The organism is Neisseria viridiae (assembly GCF_962747995.1).
Classification (GTDB): Bacteria; Pseudomonadota; Gammaproteobacteria; order Burkholderiales; family Neisseriaceae; genus Neisseria; species Neisseria viridiae.
The window spans coordinates 1-1,810 of sequence record NZ_CAUJAJ010000039.1; the positions used below are offsets into that span (position 1 = coordinate 1).

Annotated in this window: 3 protein-coding genes; all 3 read left to right on the forward strand. The window is 54.9% G+C overall.

Annotated elements, in window-relative coordinates; genetic code table 11:
• Positions 1-752 (forward strand): glycosyltransferase (locus tag Q9J79_RS10270; RefSeq protein ID WP_304717653.1); only part of this gene is annotated, 752 nt, incomplete at its 5' end.
• Positions 753-793: 41 nt separating this feature from the next.
• Entirely contained in the window at positions 794-1,633 is an 840-nt protein-coding gene (locus tag Q9J79_RS10275; protein WP_301911205.1) for a glycosyltransferase family 25 protein, read from the forward strand.
• 11 nt (positions 1,634-1,644) lie between these two features.
• The coding region (locus tag Q9J79_RS10420) for a glycosyltransferase (protein WP_021438156.1) at positions 1,645-1,810 on the forward strand (166 nt) is incomplete at its 3' end.

Consider the following 1,810-nt stretch of genomic DNA (forward strand, 5'->3'; position numbering starts at 1 on the left):
AAAGGGGGGGGGGGGGGGAATATATTGCGCGCACCGATGCCGACGATATTGCCGCCCCCGACTGGATTGAGAAAATCGTGGGCGAGATGGAAAAAGACCGCAGCATCATTGCGATGGGCGCGTGGCTGGAAGTTTTGTCGGAAGAAAAGGACGGCAACCGGCTGGCGCGGCACCACGAACACGGCAAAATTTGGAAAAAGCCGACCCGGCACGAAGACATTGCCGCCGTTTTTCCTTTCGGCAACCCCATACACAACAACACGATGATTATGCGGCGCAGCGTCATTGACGGCGGTTTGCGTTACAACACCGAGCGGGATTGGGCGGAAGATTACCAATTTTGGTACGATGTCAGCAAATTGGGCAGGCTGGCTTATTATCCCGAAGCCTTGGTCAAATACCGCCTTCACGCCAATCAGGTTTCATCCAAACACAGCGTCCGCCAACACGAAATCGCGCAAGACATCCAAAAAACCGCCAGAAACGATTTTTTGCAGTCTATGGGTTTTAAAACCCGGTTTGACAGCCTTGAATACCGCCAAATAAAAGCAGTAGCGTATGAATTGCTGGAGAAACATTTGCCGGAAGAAGATTTTGAACGCGCCCGCCGGTTTTTGTACCAATGTTTCAAACGGACGGACACGCCGCCCGCCGGCGCGTGGCTGGATTTTGCGGCAGACGGCAGGATGCGGCGGCTGTTTACCTTGAGGCAATACTTCGGCATTTTGCGCCGATTGCTGAAAAACCGTTGAAAAACGCCGCTTTATCCAACAGACAAAAAACAGGATAAATTATGCAAAACCACGTTATCAGCCTGGCTTCCGCCAAAGAGCGCAGGGCGCACATTGCCGATACCTTCGGCGCGCGCGGCATCCCGTTTCAGTTTTTCGACGCACTGATGCCGTCTGAAAGGCTGGAGCAGGCAATGGCGGAACTCGTCCCCGGCTTGTCGGCGCACCCCTATTTGAGCGGAGTGGAAAAAGCCTGCTTTATGAGCCACGCCGTATTGTGGAAACAGGCATTGGACGAAGGTCTGCCGTATATCACCGTATTTGAGGACGACGTTTTACTCGGCGAAGGCGCGGAGAAATTCCTTGCCGAAGACGCTTGGCTGCAAGAACGCTTTGACCCCGATTCCGCCTTTATCGTCCGCTTGGAAACGATGTTTATGCACGTCCTGACCTCGCCCTCCGGCGTGGCGGACTACTGCGGGCGCGCCTTCCCGCTGTTGGAAAGCGAACACTGGGGGACGGCGGGTTATATTATTTCCCGAAAGGCGATGCGTTTCTTTTTGGACAGGTTTGCCGCCCTGCCGTCTGAAGGGCTGCACCCCGTCGATTGGATGATGTTCGGCAACCCTGACGACAGGGAAGGAATGCCGGTTTGCCAGCTCAATCCCGCCTTGTGCGCCCAAGAGCTGCATTATGCCAAGTTTCACGACCAAAACAGCGCATTGGGCAGCCTGATCGAACACGACCGCCTCCTGAACCGCAAACAGCAAAGGCGCGATTCCCCTGCCAACACATTCAAACACCGCCTGATCCGCGCCTTGACCAAAATCAGCAGGGAAAGGGAAAAACGCCGGCAAAGGCGCGAACAGTTAATCGGCAAAATTATTGTGCCTTTCCAATAAAAGGAGGAGAGATGGACATCGTATTTGCGGCAGACGACAACTATGCCGCATACCTTTGCGTTGCGGCAAAAAGCGTGGAAGCGGCCCATCCCGATACGGAAATCAGGTTCCACGTCCTCGATGCCGGTATCAGTGAGGCAAACCGGGCGGCGGTTGCCGCCAATTTGCGGGGGGGGG